This window comes from Achromobacter sp. 1011791174, from assembly GCF_059760925.1.
In genome coordinates this window covers 22874-40299 of sequence record NZ_JCBANH010000015.1, presented here as the reverse complement: position 1 = coordinate 40299, position 17426 = coordinate 22874, and the positions used below count along the sequence as shown (strand labels likewise).

At 65.5% G+C, this 17426-nt stretch carries 15 protein-coding genes; 3 read left to right on the top strand and 12 right to left on the bottom strand.

The features are described from left to right. Positions 1–287 precede the first annotated feature (287 nt). Positions 288–551, top strand: coding sequence for a 30S ribosomal protein S20 (gene rpsT / locus AC6LJ5_RS08005; RefSeq protein ID WP_043542310.1), 264 nt, complete (start codon positions 288–290; stop codon positions 549–551). A gap of 86 nt (positions 552–637) precedes the next feature. Here the strand turns inward: rpsT and AC6LJ5_RS08000 are convergent, their stop codons facing one another. Next, positions 638–1570, bottom strand: coding sequence for a LysR family transcriptional regulator (locus tag AC6LJ5_RS08000; protein ID WP_392408923.1), 933 nt, complete (start codon positions 1568–1570; stop codon positions 638–640). Between the two features lie 114 nt (positions 1571–1684). Here AC6LJ5_RS08000 and lysA point away from each other — a divergent pair, with 114 nt between their 5' ends. Next, positions 1685–2914, top strand: a complete 1230-nt coding sequence (gene lysA / locus AC6LJ5_RS07995; protein WP_103275168.1) for a diaminopimelate decarboxylase — start codon at positions 1685–1687, stop codon at positions 2912–2914. A gap of 54 nt (positions 2915–2968) precedes the next feature. Here lysA and garL read toward each other — a convergent pair whose 3' ends face one another. The 6 genes from garL to AC6LJ5_RS07965 form a co-directional block, all read right to left on the bottom strand. Next, a complete protein-coding gene (gene garL, locus AC6LJ5_RS07990; protein WP_103275169.1) occupies positions 2969–3736 on the bottom strand; it encodes a 2-dehydro-3-deoxyglucarate aldolase in 768 nt (255 codons plus the stop codon). Between the two features lie 101 nt (positions 3737–3837). Further along, complete coding sequence (locus AC6LJ5_RS07985) at positions 3838–4836, bottom strand: Bug family tripartite tricarboxylate transporter substrate binding protein (protein ID WP_392408924.1); 999 nt, start codon at positions 4834–4836, stop codon at positions 3838–3840. A gap of 124 nt (positions 4837–4960) precedes the next feature. Further along, positions 4961–6715, bottom strand: coding sequence for an L-arabinonate dehydratase (gene araD, locus AC6LJ5_RS07980; RefSeq protein ID WP_103275171.1), 1755 nt, complete (start codon positions 6713–6715; stop codon positions 4961–4963). 66 nt (positions 6716–6781) lie between these two features. Then, a complete protein-coding gene (locus tag AC6LJ5_RS07975) occupies positions 6782–7588 on the bottom strand; it encodes a FadR/GntR family transcriptional regulator (protein ID WP_103275172.1) in 807 nt (268 codons plus the stop codon). Positions 7589–7627: 39 nt separating this feature from the next. Next, positions 7628–8557 carry a dihydrodipicolinate synthase family protein gene (locus AC6LJ5_RS07970; RefSeq protein ID WP_498140210.1) on the bottom strand — a complete coding sequence of 310 codons (930 nt, stop codon included), beginning with the start codon at positions 8555–8557 and terminating at the stop codon, positions 7628–7630. Between the two features lie 164 nt (positions 8558–8721). Continuing rightward, a complete protein-coding gene (locus AC6LJ5_RS07965) occupies positions 8722–9678 on the bottom strand; it encodes a GlxA family transcriptional regulator (RefSeq protein ID WP_498140209.1) in 957 nt (318 codons plus the stop codon). 124 nt (positions 9679–9802) lie between these two features. Between AC6LJ5_RS07965 and AC6LJ5_RS07960 the strand changes: the two genes are divergently transcribed. Then, a complete protein-coding gene (locus AC6LJ5_RS07960; RefSeq protein WP_498140208.1) occupies positions 9803–11029 on the top strand; it encodes an MFS transporter in 1227 nt (408 codons plus the stop codon). Positions 11030–11167: 138 nt separating this feature from the next. Here AC6LJ5_RS07960 and AC6LJ5_RS07955 read toward each other — a convergent pair whose 3' ends face one another. The 5 genes from AC6LJ5_RS07955 to AC6LJ5_RS07935 all read right to left on the bottom strand — a co-directional run bounded on the left by AC6LJ5_RS07955 (position 11168) and on the right by AC6LJ5_RS07935 (position 16855). Further along, positions 11168–12841 carry a cation/acetate symporter gene (locus tag AC6LJ5_RS07955; protein WP_498140207.1) on the bottom strand — a complete coding sequence of 558 codons (1674 nt, stop codon included), beginning with the start codon at positions 12839–12841 and terminating at the stop codon, positions 11168–11170. Continuing rightward, complete coding sequence (locus AC6LJ5_RS07950) at positions 12838–13209, bottom strand: DUF485 domain-containing protein (protein WP_392409891.1); 372 nt, start codon at positions 13207–13209, stop codon at positions 12838–12840. Before AC6LJ5_RS07950 ends, AC6LJ5_RS07955 begins: the two co-directional genes overlap by 4 nt. A gap of 218 nt (positions 13210–13427) precedes the next feature. Then, on the bottom strand, positions 13428–14807 hold the full coding sequence (gene accC / locus AC6LJ5_RS07945; RefSeq protein WP_103275178.1) for an acetyl-CoA carboxylase biotin carboxylase subunit: 1380 nt from the start codon (positions 14805–14807) through the stop codon (positions 13428–13430). Between the two features lie 13 nt (positions 14808–14820). After that, complete coding sequence (gene accB / locus AC6LJ5_RS07940) at positions 14821–15354, bottom strand: acetyl-CoA carboxylase biotin carboxyl carrier protein (RefSeq protein ID WP_392409892.1); 534 nt, start codon at positions 15352–15354, stop codon at positions 14821–14823. 31 nt (positions 15355–15385) lie between these two features. After that, positions 15386–16855: a pyruvate carboxylase subunit B gene (locus tag AC6LJ5_RS07935; protein ID WP_103275180.1), complete on the bottom strand. Its 1470-nt coding sequence runs from the start codon at positions 16853–16855 to the stop codon at positions 15386–15388. Positions 16856–17426: the final 571 nt, after the last annotated feature.

The following is a 17426-nucleotide window of genomic DNA, read 5'->3' as shown; positions in this document are numbered from 1 at the left end:
CCAGCGGGACCGTCTCGTTGTATACTCGCCACAGCATTTTTACCCGCATTTTTTACCCGCATTTTTTACCTCAGCAGGCGCCACCCGGATTTCCCGGCAGCCGCGACAAGCGGCACGGCCGACCCGGACATCCCCGGAACTTTCCACGGGGATCGCGACCGGAACCGCCGCCCTGGCGCTCCCGCCCGACCATCGGGCGTCATCGGCTTGACGGCACATTGAGCTTGCAATCCCCCTGGGACTTGCTACAATGTCCGACTTTGCCGAATTCAACTTACTGATACACAATGGCCAACACCGCCCAAGCCCGCAAGCGCGCTCGCCAATCCGTTGAGCGCAACAAGCACAATTCCAGCCTGCGCTCGATGCTGCGCACCGCCATCAAGCGCGTTCGCCAATCCATCGCCGCCGGCGACAAAGCTGCGGCCGGTGAAGTGTTCCAGAAAGCCACCAGCGTGATCGACCGCGTGGCCGACAAGAACATCATCCACAAGAACAAGGCCGCTCGCCACAAGAGCCGCCTGGCTGCCGCCATCAAGGCGCTGGCCTAAGCCATTCTGCCGCCCCGGTCCCCGGGGCGTCATGAATACGGCAAATAAAAAAGGATGCCCACGGGCATCCTTTTTTCATGGTGGCTTCAGATCGGATGGCCGCCGCGCCCTGCCCCGGCCACCAGCCTGCCCGCCATCTCGCGAGCCTGCTCGCGCACCGCCGCGGCAAAGGCGTCGACCAGCGGGCTCTTCGGCCGGTGTTCGGGATACACCGCATTCACCCTGAACGGGAACGAGCGCGTCAGCGGCCGCACTTGCAGGCCATTGCCGATGAAGTCGAGCGCCGTCAGCGGATTGACGATGGCCACGCCCAGCCCCTGGCGCACGAAGGCGCAGACCGACACGGCTGACGGCGTCTCGACGATGGAACGCGGCGCCACGCCCTCGGCCGCGAAAGCCTCGTCGATCTGCAAGCGGTAGGGATCGCTGGCCGACAGGCTGACAAAGGCCTGTCCCTCGAAATCGCGCAGCTCGATCGCCTCGCGCGCCAGCAGCGGATGGCCATCGGGCAGCGCGCAGACCTCATCCACCTCGACCAGCAGTTCCAAGCGCGTGCCCGCCGGCTCGGCGTCGCTCTCGGTCAGCCCCAGGTCGTAGCGCTGCGCGCTCAGCCACTCCTCCAGGAAGGGCGATTCCTGCGTCTCCACCGACAGGCTGACGCCGGGATGTCCGGCATGGAAGCGGCGAAACGCGCCTGGCAGCACGGAATGGGAAAAGGCCGGCAGCGCGATCACCGCCAGCTGGCCGTCCGAATAGGCGCGCAGCCGCGCCGCGGCGGAGGCCACCCGCTCCAGCCCCGCGTAGGACTGCCGGACCTCGTCATACAGCGCCAGCGCCTGCATGGTGGGCCGCAGGCGGCCCCGGATGCGCTCGAACAGCGGGAAGCCTATGCTGTGCTCCATGCGCGCCAATTCCCGACTGACGGTGGGCTGCGACGTATGCAGCAGCTCGGCCGCGCGGGTCACGCTGCCGGCGATCATCAAGGCGCGGAAGACTTCAACGTGCCGGTGCGTCAGCATGGCAATTCCATATCAAGAATGAATGGATCAGGAAATTCAAAGCATTTTACTGGATAGCTCATCACAGGCATCATGGCGCTCCAGTTTCCCTACCGCACAACAAGGTTCTCCCCCATGGCTCTCGATCCGCGCCAACTCACCGAACTCGCCGCGCAGCATGGCACCCCGCTCTGGGTCTATGACGCCGCCGTCATCCGCGAACGCATCGCCCAGCTGCGTCGCTTCGACGTGATCCGCTATGCGCAGAAGGCCAACTCGAACATCCATATCCTCAAGCTGATGCGCGCCGAGGGAGCGGTGGTCGACGCCGTGTCGCTGGGCGAGATAGAGCGCAGCCTGGCCGCGGGTTTCCGACCCGAGGGCGAGCCGGCCGGCATCGTGTTCACCGCCGACCTGATCGACCACGCCACCATGGCCGCCGTGATCCGGCACGGCATCCCGGTCAACGCCGGCTCGCTGGACATGCTCGAACGCGTCGGCCAGCAGGCGCCCGGCCACCGCGTCTGGCTGCGCATCAACCCCGGCTTCGGCCACGGCCACAGCAACAAGACCAACACTGGCGGCCCGCAAAGCAAGCACGGCATCTGGATCGACGACGTGGCCCAGGCCATCGCCATCGTGCGCCGCCACGGCCTGAAGCTGATGGGCATCCACATGCATATCGGCTCGGGCGTGGACTACGGCCACCTTTCCAGCGTCTGCGACGCCATGGTCGACGTGGTCCGCAACCTGGGCCATGACATCGAAGCCATCTCCGCCGGCGGCGGCCTGTCCATTCCGTACAAGGATGGCGAAGCGCGTATCGACTGCGACCATTACTTCGAGCAGTGGGACGCCGCGCGCAAGCGCATCGAGCAGCACCTGGGCCATCCTGTCCGACTGGAGATCGAGCCGGGCCGCTTCCTGGTGGCCGAGTCCGGCGCGCTGATCGCCGAGGTGCATGCGATCAACCGACGCCCGGGCCGTGACTTCGTGCTGGTGGACGCCGGTTTCAGCGACCTGATGCGCCCGGCCATGTATGGCAGCTATCACCGTATTTCGGTGCACGCGCCCGACGGCTCGACGCCCCCGGGCGAACCGGCGCGCCTGGCCGTGGCCGGCCCGCTGTGCGAGTCGGGCGATGTGTTCACCCAGGACGCCGGCGGCGTGGTGACCGACCGTCTGCTGCCGCGGCCGCGCATCGGCGACTATCTGGTGCTGCACGACGCCGGCGCCTACGGCTCGTCCATGTCCTCGAACTACAACACCCGGCCGCTGGCGCCGGAAGTGCTGCTGGACCAGGGCCAGGCGCGCCTGATCCGCCGCCGCCAGACCGTCGCCGATCTGCTGGCGCTGGAAAGCTGAGCCCTCACGGCGCGGACGGCATCGCGCCGCCGCGCCCGAGCGCGGGGCCCAAGGCTACGTCGGGAAGGCCTCGCGCAGCCCGAACACGGCCTGCTTGAACACGCCCAGGTCCGTGCCCACCGCCACGAAGTGCATGCCCATGTCCAGGTAGCGCCTGGCGTCGGCATGCACCGGCGCCAGGATGCCCACCGCCTTGCCCTGCGCCGACACGCGCTGGTACAGGTGGCGGATAGCGTCCTGCACCTCGGGATGGCCGGGATTGCCGAGATGCCCCAGCGCGGCGGCCAGGTCCGACGGACCGATGAACACGCCGTCCACGCCCTCCACCGAAGCAATCTCGTCCACCGCCTCGATGCCCGGCCGGCTTTCGATCTGCAGCAGCACGCAGATGTTGTCGTTGATGGTCTGCAGATAATTGGGCACCGTGCCGTAGCGGTTGCTGCGCTGCGCGCCGGCCACGCCGCGCATGCCCTGCGGCGGATAGCGCGTGGCCGCCACGGCGCGGCGCGCATCGGCCTCGGACTCGATGAAGGGGATCAGCAGGTTGTAGAAGCCGATATCCAGCATCCGCTTGATCTCGACCGGGTCATTCCACGACGGCCGCCCCACCGCCGCGCTGGCGCTGGATTGCAGCGCCTGCAACTGCTGCAGGAACATCGGCACCTCGTTGGGCGAGTGCTCGCCGTCGAGCAGCAGCCAGTCGAAATCGGCCAGCCCGGCCAGCTCGGCCGTGATGTGGCTGGACATGCACATCCAGAATCCGATGAGCCGCTCGCGCGCCAGGATGCGCTGGCGGAAACGGTTGGGCAAGGGTGAATCCATTATGGTCCTCTGTTGCTGCGCGATCCGCGCGGCGAACGCCAAGTCCGCCGCACGGCATGCCGGCGCGGCAGACCGGCGGAAAACAATGCCGCAAGAATCAATCAATCCATGCGGGCGCCCGACGCCTTGGCGGCCTGGCCCCACTTGGCGATTTCACTGGTGACGAAGCCGGAGTAGGCTTGCGGGTCGCTGCCCACCACCACGAAGCCCACGCTCTCCAGCTTCTGCCGCATCTCGGCCGAGGCCATGGCCTTGGCCGTCGCCTGGCTCAGGCGCTGGATCACGGCGGGCGGCGTCCTGGCCGGCGCCGACAGGCCGAACCAGGATTCGGCCGCGAAGCCTGGATAGCCGGACTCCGCCACCGTCGGCGTGTCGGGATACGCCGGATTGCGCTTGACGCTGGCCACCGCCAGCGCCCGCAGCTTGCCGGCCTGCACCTGCGGCAACAGGGTGTCCTGGTTGAGGAACAGCACCGTCACGCGACCGCCCAGCAGGTCCGTGATGGCCGCCGCGCCGCCCTTGTACGGCACGTGCACCAGATCGATCCTGGCCTGCTGCTTGAGCATTTCCATGGCCAGGTGGCCGGACGAGCCGCTGCCCGAGCTGGCGTGGGTGTACTTGTCCGGGCTCTCGCGCGCCAGCCGGATGAAGTCCGCGAAGGTCTTGCCCGGGAAATCCGGCGCCGCCACCAGCACGTTGGGGCCGGTGGCCAGCAGCGAGACATGCGCGAAGTCGCTGTCGCGGTAAGGCATGCTGGCGTAAAGCGCGTAGTTGATGGCGTTCGAGCCCACGCCCGACAGCAGCAGCGTGTAGCCGTCCGGCTCGGCCTTGGCCACCGCGTCCGAGCCGATATTGCCGTTGGCGCCGCCCTTGTTCTCGACGATGACAGTCTGGCCCAGATCCTTGGCCAGTTCGACCGCCAGCAGCCTGCCGATCGCGTCGGTGCTGCCTCCGGGCGGGAACGGCACCACCAGCTTGACGGGCCGCGTCGGCCATTGCCCCGTCTGCGCGTACAGCGCGGCGGGCGTCGCCGCGGCCGCCGCCACGATCAGCGCGGCCAGCGCCAGGCGCCGGCGCGCCGGCATTGCATTGCGTTCCATGTATGTCTCCTCCTTGTGTGCTTTTCGCCGGACCGTCTCGACATGAGCGGCCCGGTCGGGGGCGGCAGGCCCGCGCCGTCGGACGCGGCTTTGGGGGCATGCACGTTGCGACCCGTCTCCCGGGTCAATGAATCTCCGGTTCGCCCGTGGGTTCAGCGCGCGCTTCGGTCTGCAGAAAATCGAAATCGCAGCCCGTATCGGCCTGACCGATGTGCTTGAGGTACAGCACGCCATAGCCGCGCTCGAAGCGCGGCGGCGGCGCTTGCCAGGCCGCCTTGCGCGCCGCCAGCTCGGCGTCCGGCACAAGCAGGTTCAGGCTGCGGCCCGGCACGTCCAGCGCCACCATGTCGCCGTCGCGCACCAGCGCCAGCGGACCGCCCACATAGGCTTCCGGCGCCACGTGCAGCACACAGGCGCCATAGCTGGTGCCGCTCATGCGCGCATCCGAAATACGCACCATGTCGCGCACGCCCTGCTTGAGCAGCTTCTGCGGGATCGGCAGCTGCCCCCATTCCGGCATGCCCGGCGCGCCCTGCGGCCCGGCGTTCTGCAGCACGATGACGCTGTCGGCGCTGACGTCCAGCGCCGGATCGTCGATGCGCGCGGCCATGTCGTTGTAGTCCTTGAAGACCACCGCCGGGCCGGTATGCACCTGCAGATGCGCCTCCATCGCCGGCGGCTTGATCACCGCGCCGTCCGGCGCCAGGTTGCCGCGCAGCACGGCCAGGCCGTCGCGCTCGACCAGCGCCTGTCCGCGCGCGCGGATCACGTCGTCGTTGAACACGCGCGCGCCGGCGATGTTCTCGCCCAGCGTGCGGCCATCGACGGTGCGCTGCGACAGGTCCAGCAGGTCGCCCAGCTGCACCAGCAGCGCGCGCAGGCCGCCCGCGTAATAGAAATCTTCCATCAGGTACTTGCCGGCGGGCCGCAGATTGGCCAGCACCGGCGTGGTCCGCGCCAGATGGTCGAAACGGTCCAGGTCCAGGCCGAAGCCGCTGCGCCGCGCCATCGCGATCAGGTGCACCACCGAGTTGGTCGAGCCGGACAGGGCCAGCACCGTGCGCACCGCGTTGTCATAGGACGCGGCGGTCAGCAGGTCCGAAGGCTTGAGGTCTTCCCAGACCATTTCGACGATGCGCTTGCCCGACAGGCTCGCCATCTGCGCGTGGCGCGAGTCGGGCGCCGGAATCGAGGAGTAGCCCGACAGGCACATGCCCAGCGCCTCGACCGCGGCGGTCATGGTGGAGGCCGTGCCCATGGTCATGCAATGGCCGGGCGAACGGGCGATGCCGTCCTCCACGCCCTGCCAGTCTTCCTCGGTGATATTGCCCGCGCGCAGCTCGGCCCAGTACTTCCAGGTGTCGGACCCGGAGCCCAGCGTGTTGCCGTTCCAGTTGCCGCGCAGCATGGGGCCGGCCGGCACGAACAGCGTGGGCAGGTCCATCGACACCGCGCCCATCAGCAAGGCCGGCGTAGTCTTGTCGCAGCCGCCCATCAGCACGCAGCCGTCGGCCGGATAGGAGCGCAGCAGCTCCTCGGTTTCCATGGCCAGCAGGTTGCGGTACAGCATGGTGGTGGGCTTCTGGAACGGCTCGGACAGGCTCATGGCCGGCATTTCCACCGGAAAGCCGCCGGCCTGCCAGATGCCGCGCTTGACCTCTTCCACGCGCTGCTTGAAGTGGCTGTGACAGGGGTTGATGTCGCTCCAGGTGTTGATGATGGCGATCACCGGCTTGCCCGCGTAGTCGGAGCGGTGATAGCCCATCTGCGCCGTGCGCGAACGGTGGCCGAACGCGCGCAGGTCCTTCACGCCATACCAGCGATGGCTGCGCAGTTCCTCGGGAGTCTTGCGGGTCTTGGGTTTGGAAGAATCGCTCATTTGTCTGCTCTTGGTCCTCTGCGCTTGTTGTGCCGCGCTTGGGTGGTGAAAATCCTGTTGCCGCGCTCAGTCGCGCTCGCGGTCCACCAGCCGGTGCCGCGCCCGGCCCAGGTGGAACTGCATGGCCACGCGCGCGTGCTCGCCGTCCTGCGCGCGGATGGCCGCGAGTATGGTGGCGTGCTCGTCCAGCACGGTCTGGGCGCGCTGGCGCGAGCCGGTGCGCGTGAGGCTGAGCGTCAGGCGCATGAAGCCGCTGATGGAATCGTGAATGCTCTCCAGCACGCCCAGATAGAAGTCATTGCCGCTGGCTTCGGCGATGCTGGCGTGGAACGCCAGATCGGCCTCGGCCGACATGCGCCCCTGCGCCAGCGATTCGGCGAAGGCCTGGTGCGCCTCCTCGATCTTGCGCAACTGCTCGTCGGTGCGGCGCAGGGCCGCCAGGCGCGCGGCATCGCCTTCCAGCGCCACCCGCACCTCCTGCGCGCGCAGATAGGCGCTAACGTGCTCCACGTCGCTGAAGGTCTTGAGCCTGGGCGCGGGCTGGTGGCTGACGAAGGTGCCCAGCCCCTGATGCGCCGTGACCAGCCCGTCGGCGCGCAGACGCAGCAGCGCCTCGCGCACCACCGGCCGCGAAACGCCGTAGCGTTCGGAGATTTCGTTCTCGGAAGGCAGCTTGTCGCCGACGCTGAGATTGCCCGAGACGAGCTGTTCGAAGATCTGGCCGTAGAGCTGGTCCGCTAGCCGCACGCGATGGCGACGCTCCAGCGGCTGCGCGGTTTCCGCGTCCGCGGGCGCTTGCAGCGCGCTTGGCGAGGGGGTCGGTTTTCGGGCCACGGAATCTCCTTCGGCATCGGGCGTAAAGACAGCGCACATCGTACCGTCAAATGCGAGCCCGACGGACGATGCACAGGCTCACGCCGCCATGGTTTCCCGGTCCCACGCGGCCAGCGCGCGCGCCACCGGCGCCACGCGTTCGCGTTCGGCGGCGGACAGCCCCGTCAGCAAGGGCAGCATCGGCCCCATGTCGGCCACGCCGGCCAGTGTCACCGCATCGTGCAGCACGCGGATGGGGCTGATGCCGTCGCGGCAGTCCTCCAGACCCAGGTAGCGCCGGCGCACGCTGTCGGCCTCGTCGTAGCGCCCCTCGGCCAGCAGCCGCAGCAGGCGCATGGAACCCCGCGGCGCCACGCAGACCGAGCCGGACGTGAAGCTCGACAGGCCGAAATGCCGGTAATGCGCGATGGCCGGCCGCTCGCCGATGCCGCTGACGATCCAGCGCGCCTCGACCTCGCCCAGCAGCGCGCGCAGGTAGTCGTCGCGCAGCGGATCCTCTCGCACCACCGCGTACTTCAAGGCCACGATGCGGCCCTCCTCGATCAGCCGCGCGGCCGTCGCCGGCGCCAGGTAGCCGGCCGACTTGATGTAGACCACGGCCGGCTTGGCCAGCGCGTCTGTGAAGCGCCGCACGCCATCCGCCAGGCCATCGTCCGTGTACGGGAAGGACATGGGCAGCAGCATCGCCGTGGGAAAAGCGCGAGTGCGCAGCACCGCGGCCTGGTCCATCATCTTGCCGTAGTCCGGCCCCGCCGACGGCAGGATCCAGGTGTCGGGGCCTGCCAGCGCGGCCAGCATATCCACGATGCGCGCGTACTCGCCCAGCCCCACGTTGTAGAAGTTGGCGTTGCCGCCGTACATGACGCTGCGCACGCCGCCGGCCTCCAGATGCGCCAGCAGCGCCCGGTTCGCGGCCTCGTTCAGCGATAGGTCCGCGCGGCGCGCCAGCGGCGGCACCGCGATGACCGAGCGTCGCAGGTCCTGGTGGGTGACCGGGGAGGTTTTCATGGGCGGCTCCGGGCAGGTTCGCTTGTCGGATGATCAAGGCAGGCACAGCATACTTGATTGACAAGTTAAAGCTCAATACCCATCTTTGTTTTACAAGCTGTCCCGGCAGGATGCCGCGCCTTGCGCGCCGGCGTCATGAGCGACAGGAACAAGGCTCGCTTTTTTTATCCTTGCCTGGCCATGCGCCGCAGCGCCTGCGGCGGCTGGCCGTAGACACGCAGGAAGGTCCGCCGCATCCGTTCGCTGTCGGTAAAGCCTGCCCGTCGCGCGACGCTGTCGATACTGTCGGCGCCCGCCTCGAGGTGCGCGCGCGCCGCCTCCGCCCGAATGCGTTCGACCGCCTTGGCGGGCGTTTCGCCGGTCTCGGCCTTGAAGCTGCGCAGGAACTGGCGCGGGCTGACACAGGCCACGTCGGCCAGATGCTCGACAGTCAGCGCCGCGCCAAGATTCCCGCGGATGTGCTCCAGCACGACGCGGATGCGTTCGCTGTCGGGCGCCAGGTCCTGCAGCGCCGAGAACTGCGACTGGCCGCCCGAGCGGCGGTGGTAGACCACCATCTCGCGCGCCGTGGCGCCCGCCACCTCCGCGCCCAGGTCGGATTCGACCATCGCCAGCGCGAGGTCTATGCCGGCGGTAATGCCGGCCGAGGTCCACGTATCGCCATCGCAGACGTGGATCCGGTCGGCGTCGACTCGCACGTCCGGATGGTTGCGCGCGAGGTCGGCGGCATGACGCCAGTGAGTGGTGGCGCGCCGCCCATCGAGCAGGCCCGCGGCCGCCAGCACGAATGCGCCCGTGCAGACGCTGGCCAGGCGCCGGCCGGCCTGGCGATGCGCGTGCAGATACCTGCGCATGGCCGGGGTGACGGCGGCCGCGCGCGCGCCCTCGCCGCCCGGCACCACCAGCGTGCCTGAAGGCGCGTCGCGCCAGGATCGAGTCAGGACTTCGACCCCGCAAGAACTCCGCACCGGGCCGCCACGCTCCGACACGACGTGAACCGCATAGGCCGGACCGGCGGCGGTGCGCGCCTGCTTGCCGGCGGTCTGGAACACCGCGGCAGGGCCAGACATATCCAGCAATTGGAAGTCCGGCACCAGCAGGAAGATGACGTCGTGTGGCATGGCGATTTTTGAGGGAATTATGTCATTTACGCCAGAGTTTGCGTCGATACAGTGAGGCCTGTCAAACCCGCCAGCCCCGCTTGCCGCGGCGCCCCCATACCGATCACTCCCCACCGATTCCGACATGCCCACGTCAGCCTCCCCCACCACCGGCCACCGCAACGCCCGCGTCCTGGCCATCTGCCAGGGCCTGTTCGTCGCCGCCATTTCCATCGACCTGACGCTGACCGCGTTGACCGGCCACATGCTCGCGCCCAACAAGGCCTTGTCGACCCTGCCATTCGCGCTGATCACGGTGGCCGGCGCAGTGGTCACCTGGTTTGCCTCCTTGCTGATGCAGCGCATCGGCCGGCGCAGAGGGTTCACATTGGGCGCACTGGCCGGCGCGGCGGGCGGCGGTTTATCGGTATGGGCCGTGTTTCATGCCGATTTCTGGGCGTTCTGCGCCGGCACCGCGCTCGTCGGCGTATTCCAGGCCTTTGCCCAGTATTACCGGCTGGCGGCGGCGGACACGGTCGAGCCCGCCGCCAAGAGCCGCGCGATCTCGGTAGTGATGGCGGGCGGCGTCATCGCCGCCATTGCCGGCCCGGCATTGGCCGCCTGGAGTCGCGACCTTTTCGCGCCGGTAGCCTTCGCCGGCGCGTATTTGATGGTGGCCCTGCTGGCGTTGCTGTCGGCCGCGCTGCTGTGGGTCGGCTATCGCGACGCCGAAGCGCCTGCCGCCGCAGGCGAGACCCAGGCCGGCCTGCCCGCGCGGCCGCTGCGCGAAGTGGCCCGCCAGCCGGTGTTCGTCGCCGCGCTTGCCAACAACGTGGTGGGGTCGGTTTCGATGATGTTCATCATGACCGCCGCGCCGCTGGCCGCCGTGGCGTGCAGCCACGGCATCGGTGACGGCGCCAACATCATGCAATGGCACCTGGTCGGCATGTACGCGCCGGCTTTCTTCGCCGGCGCGCTGATCCAGCGCTTCGGCCTGCCGCGGGTGCTGGGCGCCGGCATGCTGCTGAACGTCGCGTGCTCGCTGATCGCGATGACGTCGCCGTCGCTGCCCGCGTTCTATGCGGCGTTGTTCTGCCTGGGGGTGGGATGGAACTTCATGTTCGTCGGCGGCACCACCCTGCTGGCGCAGTCCTACCGTCCGTCGGAACGCGCCCGCGCGCAAGGCGCGGCCGAGATGCTGCGTTATGCCGCCACCGCGCTGGCCACCCTGGCGGCCGGACCGGCGCTGGACGCCTTCGGGTGGCCAGCGCTGAACGCGGCCATGCTGCCGGTGGTGCTGGCGGCCGGTCTGATGACATGGTGGTGGGCGCGTGGGCCGGCCCGGGGCGCAGCGGTGGCCGGGTCGGATTGACCCGGCGGGCCACGCCAATTCAAAGATGGGTGCGGGCAGAAACGCCACGCGATCGAAACACCGCGGCTTCTGTCGAAACGATCGCCTTCGCTGCCGCCGGCTCTGGCCAACGTCGGCGAGGGCGATCGACTGCCCGCGCTAGTGCGAAGCGGGAGCGCTCACGCCCACACCGGTCTGGCTGCGCACATACAGATCGAAGAATCGTGCGCGCTCCGATGCCGCCGCTTCGCTACGATCCAACAACGAAACGACGATGGCGACGGCGAATGCCAGGGGCATCGAGAACAGCGCCGGCTGTTCATACGGAAAGAGCGCGTCCGCGTAGCCCAGAACGTTGACCCACACGGATTTCGAGGCGCAGACCAGGGCGACGGCGGACACCAGACCGGTGTATCCGCCAGCCAGCGCTCCCCTTGTTGTGAGGCCTCGCCAGAACATCGACAGGAAGAGGACGGGAAAATTGGCCGAAGCCGCCACGCCGAATGCGATGGCCACCATGAAAGCGACATTCACTTTCTGGAAGACGATGCCCAGCAGGATGGCCACGACACCCAGTGCCAGCGTCGCAAACTTCGTGAGCCGCAGTTCCTTGGCTTCGTCCGCCACGCCTCGACAGATGACGTGAACATAGAAGTCGCGCGCGATCGCCGATGCCCCGGCAAGCGCCAGACCCGACACGACGGCCAGAATGGTGGCAAACGTGATCGCCGCGAGGAAACCGAACATCAAGTCACCGCCCACGGCATGTGCAAGGTGCATCGCCACCATGTTTCCCCCGCCCAGCAACTTGCCATTGATGTCGCCAGCCTCGAAGAACCTCAAGTCCTGGCTGACAATGACAATGGACGCCAGCCCCAGAATCAGCAGCACATTGAAGAAATATCCGATGAAGCCACTGGCGTACAGCACGGATTTCCTAGCTTCCTTTGCATCCTTCACCGTGAAGAATCGCATCAGGATATGAGGCATCCCCGCCGTGCCGAATATGAGACCAAGGCTCAACGAAATCGCGGCGACGGGATCTCCCAGAAGCTTGCCCGGCATCAGCAACGCTGCCCCACTCCGGTGAATCTCCATGGCCTTGGAAACCAGCGTCTCGAAATCGAAGTCGAATTTCGAGAACGCGAGCAAGGCCACGATCGTGCCACCGATCAACAACAGAAACGCCTTGGTGATCTGCACCCACGTGGTGGCCACCATCCCCCCGAAAATGACGTATGCCATCATCAGGAAGCCGACAATGATCAGCGCCCAGTTGTATTCAAGCCCGAACAGGAGCTTGATCAACTGACCCGCGCCAACCATCTGGGCGATCAGATAGAAGCAGACCACGACCAGGGAGCCCAGCGCCGACATGGCGCGGATCGGACGCTGCGCCAGGCGGTACGACGTGACATCCGCGAAGGTGAATTTACCCAGGTTCCTCAACCGATCGGTCATCAGAAGCAGCAGCACCGGCCAACCGGTAAAGAACGCGATCAGATAGATATAGCCGTCGATGCCATCCGTGTAGATGATCGCGGTGATCCCCAGCAGCGTCGAGGCGGACATATAGTCTCCCGCCAGGGCCAGCCCATTCTGCATGCTGCTTATGCCGCCACCCGCGCTGTAGAAATCCGAAGCGGAACGGCTCCGCTTCGCCGCCCATACGGTGATTCCCAGCGTGAACAGCACAAAGCAAAAGAACAGCGCGATGGCGTGCAGGTTGACGGGCTGGCGCGACGTTTCCCCGATCGCGACATCCGCCCAGGCCAAGGGAGACGCCAACGCCGTTCCCATGAAAAGAACCGAGAACTTTCCGGCGCGGCTCATTGCGCCCTCCCATCACCAGCCTTCTCCACGAGGTGGCGGAGCATCGGGTCGAACTTGCCGTTCGCAAACGACACATAAATCGTGGAGATGATCAGGAACAGCAGGAACAAGGCCAACTCGGCGGCAATGCCCACCGTCAGCCCGCTGCCGGCAAAAAACGGCTTGGCAGCGAATCCCGGCATGAGGCAGACCACGCCCAGAAATCCGAAATACCCAATGAAAATAATGGACAACAGCGAGCAAACAAGACGATTCCTGCCGGAAACCAGTTTCGAGAAATTCTTGTTGGCATATATCTTCTCAATTTGCAGCGAGACTTCCGCGGCGGCCTTGTTTACCTGAATAGGCACGGAATGGCTATCAGACAAAACTGTCTCCTTTGGATTTCAGACAATCGCGGGCGCTCGCGGCGTCCGTCATTGCCTGCACTGGAATTTATTTTTTGTATATGAATGCTCGACTTCCGGCGCCCCATGGAAATCGCACTTCGGCCGCACCTCCGACGGCCTCCTTTCCGCATCGCGGCTGGCGCATGAACCATTGATTCGGGAAGCGATGCCGCATTCCTGCGGCATCGCTCTGCGCGCTAACTGGCTTTTCGCGCTTCGGCCAGTTGCTTCAGATAGGTATCCTGGATATACCGGGTATGGATCTTGGCCTGCGCGAAGTCAGGACTGCCGATCAGCTGAAGATGGAATTCACGGGTCGTTTGCACGCCGTCGATTTCAAGCTCCTGAAGCGCGCGCTGCATCCGCGCGATCGCTTCGGCCCGCGACTCCCCCCAGCAAATTACTTTGCCCAGGAGCGAGTCATAGAAGGGCGGCACGACATAGCCGGAGAAAATATGGCTATCCATACGCACGCCGATGCCGCCAGGCGGGGAATACCGCTGCACCTTGCCGGGCTTGGGCTGGAAATCCTGTTCCGGGTCTTCGGCATTGATGCGGCACTCGATCGCGTGACCGTGCAGCCGGACGTCAGCCTGAAGCAGCTCGATGCGCTCCCCCGACGCAATGCGGATCTGCGCCTTGACCAAGTCAATGCCGCAGACCATTTCGGTGACAGGATGCTCGACCTGGATCCGCGTGTTCATTTCCATGAAGTAGAAGCGCTGCGATGCGGGATCGAGAATGCACTCGATCGTGCCGGCGCTTCGATAGTTCACGTGCTTGCACAGGCGGACCGCCGCCTCGCCGATCTGCGCGCGCAGCGACGCGCTCAATACCGGCGACGGACTCTCCTCGACAAGCTTCTGATTCCGACGTTGAGAGGAACAGTCCCGCTCGCCCAGATGCAGGATATTGTGCCCATCGCCCAGCACCTGGATCTCGATGTGCCGGATATCGGTCAGGAATTTTTCCAGATACATGGCGCCATTGCCGAACGCAATGGTTGCTTCGCGCGAGGCTTCGAGAAACGCCTTCTCGATCATCGACGGATCGTTGACAACCCGCATTCCTCGCCCGCCGCCGCCCGCCGACGCCTTCAACAGCACGGGATAGCCGATGCGCTCGGCAATCGCTGCCGCTTCCGCGGCCGAGGCCACCACGCCTTTGGAACCGGGAGTGGTCGGCACGCCGGCCTCTTCGGCCAGCTTCCTCGCCGTGGCCTTGTCTCCCATCGCGCGTATCGAAGCGCCGGTCGGCCCCACGAAAATGAAGCCCTCCGCTTCGACGAGATCGGCGAAATCGGCGTTCTCCGAGAGAAATCCATAACCCGGATGAATCGCGTCCACGCCCAGCGCCGACGCCGCCGCGAGTATCCGCCGTGCGTCCAGGTAACTCTCTTGCGGCTTGGGACCGCCAATGCACACCGAACGGTCCGCCATGCGAACGGCGAGCGAATCCCTGTCGGCCTCGGAGAAGACCTGAACCGTTTCAATGCCCAACTCGCGACATGCGCGCAGAATGCGAACGGCGATTTCGCCACGGTTCGCAACCAGCAGCCGCTTGATCTTCGACCCCATCTACACACCCCTCTCAGTTGGCAGGCTCGATCACGATGAGAGGCTGTCCGTATTCCACCGTGTCCCCATCAGAGACCAGGATGTCCCGGACAACGCCACCGGACTCCGCGGAAAGTGCGTTCATCAACTTCATGACTTCAATGATGCACACCGTTTCGTGCGCGGCAATCGTGTCTCCGACGCCGACAAAGGGTTTCGCGCCCGGTTCCGGCGCGCAGTAGAACGTTCCGACCATGGGCGCGCGGACCGTCACGAAATGGGCGGGCCATTCCTTGCGGGCATTGGCGGCGCTTGCCGCCGCCACGTTCGATGCTGCCGCGGGAGCACTGATCGCCGCTTGCGGCGCTGGTTCCGCGCGCGCAACGGCAAGCTCGGGAGCGGGGGCTGAACGCTGCGCCTGGGTTGCGACATCGGAAAGCGGCGCATGCTTGCTCAGCGAAATCTCGATGTCGTTGTAGCGCAATCGAAACTCGCCGAACTTGTCGGCTTCCTCGACGAGCTTGATGATTTCCCTGACGTCCTGGTAGGTGAGTGTCTTGTCGGTCATTCAATTTTCTCCTGGAGTGGATTTGGGTATTTCAGGATCCCACGATGTTCAATTGGAAATCGCCGTGCGAAATATGCACGCGACCGATCTTGGGACGCTGCGAGAGATGCTTGAGCAAGGCGACGATGGAATGCTCGTGCTGATACTCATACGTGGTCGACCCTTTCTCGCGCAGCATGTCGTCGACCTGAGAACCCGCGAACATGTATCGCAGCAGTCGCTCATCGTCCGACGCCGACGGATATTTCTTGCGAAGCGCGGCGACCGCGGGCTCGGGTGCGACCGGCTTCAATGCGATCTGCTTCGAGCCATTCTCGACGATGCGATCGAGCACGTCGGGGGCGACAGGCGCCAGGAGCTTCCCGTAGTATCCCAACGCATATTTCTTGATCTCATTCGGCACGACGCGATATCGCTCGCCGTGAACCACGTTGAGTACCGCCTGGGTCCCGACCAATTGCGCAAAGGGCGTGATCATGATCGGGTAGCCCAACTCCTCGCGCACCCTGGCCACTTCCTCGAGCAGCTGATCGAACCGGTCGGAAAGACCAGCCTCGGCCAATTGCGATTTGAAATTGCTCAGCATGCCGCCCGGCATCTGGTGCTGGTAATGAAACGCGTCATACTCCAGCACCTCGCCTACAGGCTTTCCCTCCGCCTCGGCGATACGCCTGAAATGCTCGCCCACATGATCGACCGTCAGGTCGTCGATCGGCACGTCGTAACCCATCAGCCTGAGGTTTCGGGCGACGCTTTGCGTGGCGGGTTGAGCCGCGCCGTTCGCCAGCGGCGCGATGGACGTATGCAGGATATCCGCGCCGCACTTCACCGCCTCCAGGTACACCAGCGGCGCGAGTCCGGTCAGACAGTGGCTGTGAATCTCCAGCGGCATGTCGCCGATCACCCGCTTGATCGCGGGGACAAGCGTCCGGATCCGATCGATCGTCAGCAGGCCAGCGGCATCCTTGAGCATGATCCCGTCGATGGCCTTGCTCTGTACCAGTTCGCGCGCGGTCTTGACGTACAACTCGTCCGTATGGACAGGGCTGAGCGAGTACGACAAGGCGCCGAACGTCGTGACCCCCAAGCGCTTGGCAACGCGCGTGGACGCCAGAATGTTCTCAACGTCATTCAGGCCGTCGAAGGCGCCGACGATGCGAAAGCCATTCGCCACGGCCCGCTCGACCCACAACTCCAGAATGTCGTCGGGCAAGGTGTCGAACGTCATCAGGTTCTTGCTTCGGACAAGAAAGCGCAACGGCGTGTTCTGCACCTTGCTGCGCATCAACCTCACCCGCTCCCAGGGGTCCTCCTTCAGGTAGCGGACGCTGACGTCGAATTGAATCGGCGCGACCAGGTCTATCTGCGCAAAGCCTGCCTTGTCCATGGCTTCCGCCACGGGCAGCATGTGCGCCGTCTTCATGCGTGTCGCCCAAAGGCACTGATGGGCATCGCGCAGCGTGGTGTCAACGATGCCGATCTTCTTGCGTTGCACGTCCATGGATGTCTCCTCTAATGTTCAATTACTATATAGTAATAGAGGAAAAGCAAGACTTCAGATCAGTGTTTTCCCTGATTTTTTCGGCTGATCTTTCGAAAAAACAGGGGTACATAGAGAAGCAGACCATCCGGACGGTCATAGCAAGAATTCAATACTATGGTGTATAAGAACCTCCAACTTGACGGACGTCAGAGCCGGAACCTCATGGCATGGGAGGTCGACCCACCGCGCGGCCAGCGATGGCGGACAGCCGCCCCATGGGACGATTCCGCGCAAGGCCGCGGGATGCATGGATCAGCTGGCGCCGCGCGCGGTGGCCACCATGGTGAGCGTCAGATGGGATATCGCGATGGACTGATCGGCTGCTGTTGATGCTTTTTCTAATAATGGAAGGCATCAAACAGAGCATGGTGCGCGGCGCATTCGCGCGGAGAGACCCGGCGGCCGGAGTCGAAGGCCGTGGGGCATCGCCTTTGGCGGATATCGAGCCAATACTCCCTCAGCGCATCCGACCCGGCGCCAGGGCAGCCGTCCGGGTGGCCGCCCCCCTCAGAAAACGTCGGCGCTGGAA

Bases quoted from the DNA above. Each gene is read 5' to 3' on its own strand.
- garL (WP_103275169.1), bottom strand. From the start codon at position 3,736: ATGGATTCACCCTTGCCCAACCGTTTCCGCCAGCGCATCCTGGCGCGC.
- accC (WP_103275178.1), bottom strand. From the start codon at position 14,807: ATGGGGTCGAAGATCAAGCGGCTGCTGGTTGCGAACCGTGGCGAAATC.
- AC6LJ5_RS07960 (WP_498140208.1), top strand. From the start codon at position 9,803: ATGCCCACGTCAGCCTCCCCCACCACCGGCCACCGCAACGCCCGCGTC.
- araD (WP_103275171.1), bottom strand. From the start codon at position 6,715: ATGAGCGATTCTTCCAAACCCAAGACCCGCAAGACTCCCGAGGAACTG.
- AC6LJ5_RS07935 (WP_103275180.1), bottom strand. From the start codon at position 16,855: ATGGACGTGCAACGCAAGAAGATCGGCATCGTTGACACCACGCTGCGC.
- AC6LJ5_RS07985 (WP_392408924.1), bottom strand. From the start codon at position 4,836: ATGGAACGCAATGCAATGCCGGCGCGCCGGCGCCTGGCGCTGGCCGCG.
- lysA (WP_103275168.1), top strand. From the start codon at position 1,685: ATGGCTCTCGATCCGCGCCAACTCACCGAACTCGCCGCGCAGCATGGC.
- accB (WP_392409892.1), bottom strand. From the start codon at position 15,354: ATGACCGACAAGACACTCACCTACCAGGACGTCAGGGAAATCATCAAG.
- AC6LJ5_RS07965 (WP_498140209.1), bottom strand. From the start codon at position 9,678: ATGCCACACGACGTCATCTTCCTGCTGGTGCCGGACTTCCAATTGCTG.
- AC6LJ5_RS07975 (WP_103275172.1), bottom strand. From the start codon at position 7,588: ATGTGCGCTGTCTTTACGCCCGATGCCGAAGGAGATTCCGTGGCCCGA.
- AC6LJ5_RS07970 (WP_498140210.1), bottom strand. From the start codon at position 8,557: ATGAAAACCTCCCCGGTCACCCACCAGGACCTGCGACGCTCGGTCATC.
- rpsT (WP_043542310.1), top strand. From the start codon at position 288: ATGGCCAACACCGCCCAAGCCCGCAAGCGCGCTCGCCAATCCGTTGAG.
- AC6LJ5_RS08000 (WP_392408923.1), bottom strand. From the start codon at position 1,570: ATGCTGACGCACCGGCACGTTGAAGTCTTCCGCGCCTTGATGATCGCC.
- AC6LJ5_RS07955 (WP_498140207.1), bottom strand. From the start codon at position 12,841: ATGAGCCGCGCCGGAAAGTTCTCGGTTCTTTTCATGGGAACGGCGTTG.